Consider the following 6946-nt stretch of genomic DNA (forward strand, 5'->3'; position numbering starts at 1 on the left):
TATGAAAGCAAATATTAAAATGTTCCATAATTAAAGTTATGATTTTCTAATACATCAGTAGGTTCGTAATGGCCTCCCTGCCAATCAGGTCTTGAGCGCCCACGTTCAGATATAAGATGTAAGTTTCGCTTTGCCCTTGAGCAAGCAACATACAAGGTTCTTTTCGCGGATTCATCACGATTTCGGTCCGAAAAATGTGGAACGTAATCTTCTAATAAGGCAAATGCAATTACTGTATCGAATTCTGTGCCTTTAATTCCGTGAATGGTTGAAACAGTTATGCCATCCTTTTGCCTAAAGACTCTCCGAAAGCTTTCTATACTTACAATATATTCTTCTTCTTGATCGATGAGAGTTTGGATACGGCGTTCTGATGCCCGAAAAAAAGCGTCATATTGGTCTGTAAGTTGGGGCGATAATGTTTTGTCGATTGCAAAATGACGTAGGAATTGACTGAAGAAAAGACGTAAATATTCTATCCCCTCGTTTTCCTCTATTGCAATTTGATTTACAGCTTTAAGTAGCATATTTGCCGTAAGGTTATTGCAATCAAACCCCATATTTGTTAATTCAGCAATAATCTCTCCGGCCCATAACATGCGTCGTCTGTACATGTCAGGGGAGGGCTCGGTGAGTGCTATTCGGCATAATTTGAAGAAGAAGTTATCATGGTCACGGGCAAAAGGAGCCATTCCGGGTCCGTTAAAATTAAATTCAGGCATCCGGATCATTAAAGCACGGGTTAATGATGCAAGGGGAATCCATCGTGGCCCGATCACACATATTTGTTCTGGTGATATGTTAAGCACATTCACATTCTCAATAATTAGCCTTGCTATTTCTGTCACCAGGTCTTGTAAGTCAATGACGTTATTATAGGTGATTTTGCTTTCATAACTATGATTCAGACCACGTGGTTCAATTACATTATCAACGGTTTTGTAGTAATCAAAATACCTAATAATTTCGGCAGATGAACGGTAGTTACCAGTTAGGAATTTTTGGGTAAAATTTGTTTTCGATTTTGTGGCGAGTTCTTCTACAGTCATAGCGTACCCGCCCATACTTTGATAGATAGATTGATTGGGATCTCCTACGATGAACGCAAAAGTTTGACCAGGTTCCGCGGATAGTATTTTCGTTAGAATAGAATACTGGATTTCTTTGGTGTCCTGATATTCATCAACAAGTATATAAGCAAAAATGCGCGTTAGTATTTTGGCAACCACAGGGAAAGATTCGATGATTTGGTGGCTATGATAAAGAATCATCTCGAAATCCATCGTCCGATCTTCAATTAAGCGGGCATGGTAGATTCTTAGAATTTGCTCGATACTTGCGCGCTTATTAACAGTATGGTCAGAAATAACCATGCCCGTAGAAGTGTAGTAATAGCCACACTGATTTGCTCTGATATTAGGATTTCTATAGCCTCTGCAAATTTCGGACAGTAAATCTTCATAATCGTAAGGGCTACCAATCTTGAATCCAAATTTAAAGTCTTTCAATAAATGGTGATAAGGCCTAATAATCCAATCAAGACAGAATGAATGTATTGTACCAATCCAAAGCCTAGAGGTGTCAACACCCATAAACTCAATACGCTCTTTTATCTCTTCGGCAGCCGTATTGGTATATGTGATAGCAACTATCTTTCTTGACGGAGAGCTTAGCCTTTCTAGTTCGTAAGCAATTTTATAAGTTAAAGTACGCGTTTTCCCGGATCCTGGACAAGCTACTAATAATACGTTTCCTGTACAAAATATTGCATCTTCCTGTTCTCTATTTAGAGCGTCTTTATTCCACAGCCTCATCTTCCTCACATTTGCGTAAAAAATATTCCAATTGGCCATCTTCCAATAATACCCTGACATATTGGCGTAATTCGGTAAGGGTAATACTTCCTGAAATAAATTGTCTTAAAGGGTATTCGAGAATATCATTTTCAAGTATAATCTTTTCACGCCAAGCCATTTGGGTGCGATGCAGAACAATGCTTGAAATTGTTTGCCTGGAAAATTTCCCCTTCGCAAAAATAAGGGCATCCAACATGTAGGTTGGAATAAAAGTTTTCCAAGTTACTTTTTCCGAGAAATTTAAGGCAAACCATCCCTTTTTCATTTTTTGGGCAAGTAATAGTACTCGTTCGCCAAAAGTCGCACGCTCGTCAGAATTAAGTTCTGCTATAATTCGCTCTTGGTACCTCTCACTGTATACTTCACTAGCAATTAAGCAAAATTCGGCGCTGTTTCCAGCTTCAAGAAGTTCAATTTCGAAAGTTGTATTAGCATAAAACCCCTTAAGATAACGGTTCCCATTACAAAGGATCTCAAGTTCATCTTGGCGGCTTTTTCCTGCATTTTCTGCATCTGCCAAGTGCTTCTTCCTGGCCTTTTCGTCAGTATCATCACTTTCATCTTCTGCGTAAGAGCGGTATGCTGTATCAAGATCAGTGACAATGGCACATTGTCGGCGTATTCGAGTTTGGTGAAATATCTGCGCAACATTTTCAAATCCTGTACTACCGATATTTATTACGCTAATTCCTAACTCATCCAAACTGAGACCAAATATTTTTTGAACAAGAGTAGGATATAAGATTGCCTCGCCATCTCCTTCAACCAAAATGACTCCTTTTGCAAACAATAGGTTAGTTCTTATTGCATCAAGGTAACGTTGAAGCTTTGTTTTCTTCTCTTTTGTCAATCCTGTGTCTGGATGAAAGACCTCCGCATAGTTTTTTACTCTTCCGAGGATGTTTACGTTACTGATATTCGAAGCTTCAGAAATAAAAGTAGAATGAGTGGAATAGATAATCTGGGTATCCTCAAATGCTATATGATCGAAAAGTGTTTTTTGAATATGAGTATGTAGGTGAGCTTCCGGTTCTTCAATTAAAAGGAAATGAGCAATACGTTCATCCTTCTTTTTGGCTTTAAATTCCAAGAGCTTTAATGTCAGGAATATGAGATTTGCGCCCCCCAAGCTTAATTCATGAATTTCACCTTCATAATCTTCATCTGCCTCCCCAATATATAGGCCTAGTGACTGAAGTAGGCGTTCTGGAGCCGTGGGTAAATTAGATTTAATGGATAGCCGTGACGGTGAATAAGTTTCACCGACAGCCTCTTTTATAGTTGTCTTGATGTTGTGAGTAATTTCTTTTACACTATCAAGACTCTCAATATTATTATTAAGGTCTGCTATAGCCGTGGAGATTTGCGCAAAGTCTGCCGGATCGGATTCTTCGCCTTTACTTTTAAGAAGTGTAAGCAATGGGTTTACTCTATTGTTATGAAAATCGCTAACAACATCACGCAGTGCTTTAATGAATGTGAAATTAACATTTTTTGATACTGATAGTTGATGTGAAACTCTCACTCCAAATTTAGAAGCATCGAAGTCTACATTGAAATTGACGGATTCGAAATCGCCTACTAATTCTTTCACAGTTTCAGGATCAGAAAAATCAGCAGTACTTTTTCCCGTGAAAATTGTTTCATAGTCGTCGATCGTGATGGCGTTTATTAAGGCTTCTAAGCCCTCCTTGTCCCCAGGTTCTAATTCAGAAAGTTGTGATCTTATCTTAGCAGAGGGCCTAAAGAAAAGATTGTATGTGGCCCGCTCAACTATATTTCCTGTAATATCTCCAGTTTGATGTGCAAATAATGCCTGGACAGATTCATCTGCCGTAATTTCCGAAAATTCAATACTAATGATGATCCATTGTCCTCGCCAGTTTGGAATGCCTCGGTTAAAGTCCTTTTCCTGAAGCTTATGTGCAAATTTTATCATGTCATCATCTAGAAGTAGTCGAATTGCTTTAAAGACATTTGTCTTTCCAGAACCATTTTCGCCGATGATTGTATTGATTCCTTTATTAAATTTAAAAACAGCATTCTTGAAATTCCGGTAGTTAACCAGAGTGACTCTCGAAATATACATAACGGAAGAATATAGATTAGGGGTAGTTGCAACCATTCACATACTCTAATGTAGAAATATTTTCCCAGTTTTCATGATTTTGTAATATATTGTATTTATATATATGCGTGTTAAGGGGTTTGGATATTGCTTTTTTATAGCGAAGGAAATTATTTGTGTTGTGTTAGGGGAGTTAGACCCATTCGGCTTCCATAAGCGGAATATTATTTAAGTTATGTTACCTATATTTGCCTGTCACTACGCCTGACTATAACGGTTACACGCAATCAGGTTAGCATTACGGTTAGCAATAAACGCTCACCACTGTCAAACACAGAAATTACAAGGCATTACGAAGATACGTGCTACTCCCAAGGGGATCACTGGAGAGTTTCAAAGCCTGCGCTAGTCGCGGGCTTTGTTGTTTTAGTCTATTTCGTAGTCTATCAAAGTGCGGAATTGCTTTTCGTGGTTACTTAGTTTTATTTGGGTTGACTTATCGTTACTAATTTGCAACATTTAAAATTTAAGTTCTGATGAGATTATTATTTGTAATTCCCCACCGGGATCACAGGAGTTTGGCAAACCTGCGCATATGTAGCGCAGGTTTTTTGTTTTACTCTATAATTTATGCTATAAAAACCGGGAAGGGCTTTCAGTTGATGTAGCTTTGTAAAGAACGAACTATCTGCATGAATCTACGTTTTTTTTCGCGCTAAAACCCCTTGTTAAATTTTGATAAAAGCTCGCTTTATTTTACGACTTCACTCACAAAAATGACAGGAATAGCATTGGTGTAGTTTACAAAATCCGCGCGAATCGCATCTCTATTTGGAGCGATGGCCGCTTGATATTCACTTAAGCTTTTTACATAGTATGTACCAATGGCTATGAAAGGTAAAGTTTGGTTAGGAACACCACTCGCAAGGCCTTTTTCAATAGTATATTTAACCAAATTTGACCCTAAAATACCTGCCACCATGGGCATGTGCTTAGTTTCATAATATTCCATATTGAAAGTTTTACCCTCGGCATAAGGGTACATGACAGATATCTTAATTAAGCCTTTTTCAGTAACAGTCATGTCGTGTTTTTGGGATTTTCCAGATTGTTTTTTCTGACCAAATGTAATAAAACAAGTGGCTAAAAACAAAAACGATAAAATTAGAATGGACTTCATGGTTAATTGATTGTATGTTACAATTTATCGAAATTGTCGTTTGCTTTTCATTAGTAACTGTAAAATCGATATTTTTTTGTAATTTAAAACAAACGGATAATTCCCATAGTCCTTTGGTAGGTTTGCGGCGATCCGGGATCTTTTCCAGTAAGCAGAGGGATCGCAATTTCAGTGCTGAGTAACTTATTTTGTCGGAGTTATAACAATACTGGATGAAAATAAGGCTTGTACCATCGCGCCGAATCTTGCTACTTTTGCACACTAATTTAAGAGCTAACAGCATAACTAGTCTATTTCTTAGTCTATTAAAGTTGGGGTCAACCCGAATAAAGGTAAGAAGTAGAAACGCGAATTGCTGTTGCAGAATGCTTAATAACCAGCCTGTTAGGTGCGGTTTAAGTATTCCGGGGGAAGACTAGGAAATAGATCGGAAATCCCAAGGGGATCACAACAAAGAATACAAACAGTATCAAAGCCGCATAAATCGCACGATTTACGCGGCTTTTCTGTTTTGGGGCTATAAAGGTTTATCATTCAAAACGAAGGTGAATGGTAACATAAATGGTTACACTAGCAATACTTAAATTTAGTGTAACCTTTCTCGGATCAAGTTGAAAAGTTGGGAGATGTCCATAAATTTTAAGCATAAAGTTTAGTCAATCTATAAAGAAAGCATGCTACTGATCTAAGTCTGCCAGCTACCCGAAAGCCTTCACCGCGAATATTTTATAAGTAATTTTATCTTCGTTGTCGCTAAATACGTTTTTAAGATATGGGGCATTAAGAACCTCTATCATTATAGTCAGCATTACCTTTTATGTAGATACCGTCTAGGCTATACTTAGCACCCGCTAAGCACCTATAGAAGCAGTGCAGGAGAGGTGGACTTGATGCGGGGATGAGTTCCGGATGTATAACCGGGATGAAATTACATCAGCAAATGCATGGAGGTCAGCACTGGCCATAGCAGCGCTACTTCAGTACCAGACTGTAGCTGCGGAAAGAGATTTACTATTGAAAGGAAGCAGGTATAAAGGGATTATTTATCAAAATATCTCCGTGGGCAAGATGGCTTTATTCCAGTTGAATGATAGCTGGATATGCGTGTGTATAGGTAAGGTTAGAAAGCAATCTTGTCCGCTTGGGGTAAGTGCGTTTATGAGCATGTTTGGGGACCTGTGGCGCTGCCACCGCAATAATATCGGCGGCCATGTATTGTCTGTTGCCGGATGGACCATCCTTATACATCGCTCTTACCTGGAAAACTACTACCAGTGAGCCCTTCCCGGGTACCTCCAGCGAAACATTTGTTTCCTGGAAAGTGGTATCCGGCGCTATCATGAGCGTAACCGTTTCGCTACCCACCACCTGGCGGGATCTAAAATCAATACGGGTTGCGATCACTTTTACTTCCAGGGCAGCCAACCCTTTATACCCGGCGATGGTTTGTGCGGGAATATTTAATATCCCGTTAGGGAAAAGCCGGGGGGCCACCGGGAAGAAGCGATCTACTCCGGTATGCTGATTGAATCGGAAGCCTGTGATGGCGGCGTGATGATCGCCGGCAGCAATGAGTAGCCTGTTGAGCCGATTGATGTGGCCACCATCGCAATGAATATCCAGGTGGCTATAGAAAGCATGCCGGATAAAAGCGCCTTTCCTGCTGGCGATGCCAAAGCGCCGGGATGCGCGACGGGTAGCAGCCGTTTGCTGCACGCTTTCCGGCATGGAGCGCAGGAAGTAGTTGCCATTGCGCTTATACCCAATGAGAGGACCGAGTTTTCCCGTAAAGGGAATGACAGACATTTGTTTTGCCATGGGAGATTATTTTGATTACTATAA

General features: G+C 39.6%; 4 protein-coding genes. All 4 read right to left on the reverse strand.

The annotated features are described in order from the left end of the window. Positions 1-14: 14 nt before the first annotated feature. Complete coding sequence (locus AB4Z08_RS33215; protein ID WP_441578098.1) at positions 15-1814, reverse strand: UvrD-helicase domain-containing protein; 1800 nt, start codon at positions 1812-1814, stop codon at positions 15-17. After that, the gene (locus tag AB4Z08_RS33220; RefSeq protein WP_441578099.1) at positions 1798-3945 is read right to left on the reverse strand and encodes an ATP-dependent nuclease; all 2148 of its coding nucleotides are present in this window, start codon (positions 3943-3945) and stop codon (positions 1798-1800) included. The genes AB4Z08_RS33215 and AB4Z08_RS33220 overlap by 17 nt, the downstream gene beginning before the upstream one ends. A 730-nt stretch (positions 3946-4675) precedes the next feature. Next, entirely contained in the window at positions 4676-5104 is a 429-nt protein-coding gene (locus AB4Z08_RS33225) for an EthD family reductase (protein WP_441578100.1), read from the reverse strand. A 1074-nt stretch (positions 5105-6178) separates the two neighbouring features. After that, positions 6179-6922 carry a hypothetical protein gene (locus AB4Z08_RS33230; RefSeq protein ID WP_441578101.1) on the reverse strand — a complete coding sequence of 248 codons (744 nt, stop codon included), beginning with the start codon at positions 6920-6922 and terminating at the stop codon, positions 6179-6181. Positions 6923-6946: the final 24 nt, after the last annotated feature.

It is taken from the genome of Chitinophaga sp. RAB17 (assembly GCF_052114225.1).
GTDB lineage: Bacteria > Bacteroidota > Bacteroidia > Chitinophagales > Chitinophagaceae > Chitinophaga.

What these genes read in the sequence shown, in the direction of transcription:
- AB4Z08_RS33215 (WP_441578098.1), bottom strand. Translation starts at nt 1,814, where the DNA reads ATGAGGCTGTGGAATAAAGACGCTCTAAATAGAGAACAGGAAGATGCA.
- AB4Z08_RS33225 (WP_441578100.1), bottom strand. Translation starts at nt 5,104, where the DNA reads ATGAAGTCCATTCTAATTTTATCGTTTTTGTTTTTAGCCACTTGTTTT.
- AB4Z08_RS33220 (WP_441578099.1), bottom strand. Translation starts at nt 3,945, where the DNA reads ATGTATATTTCGAGAGTCACTCTGGTTAACTACCGGAATTTCAAGAAT.
- AB4Z08_RS33230 (WP_441578101.1), bottom strand. Translation starts at nt 6,922, where the DNA reads ATGGCAAAACAAATGTCTGTCATTCCCTTTACGGGAAAACTCGGTCCT.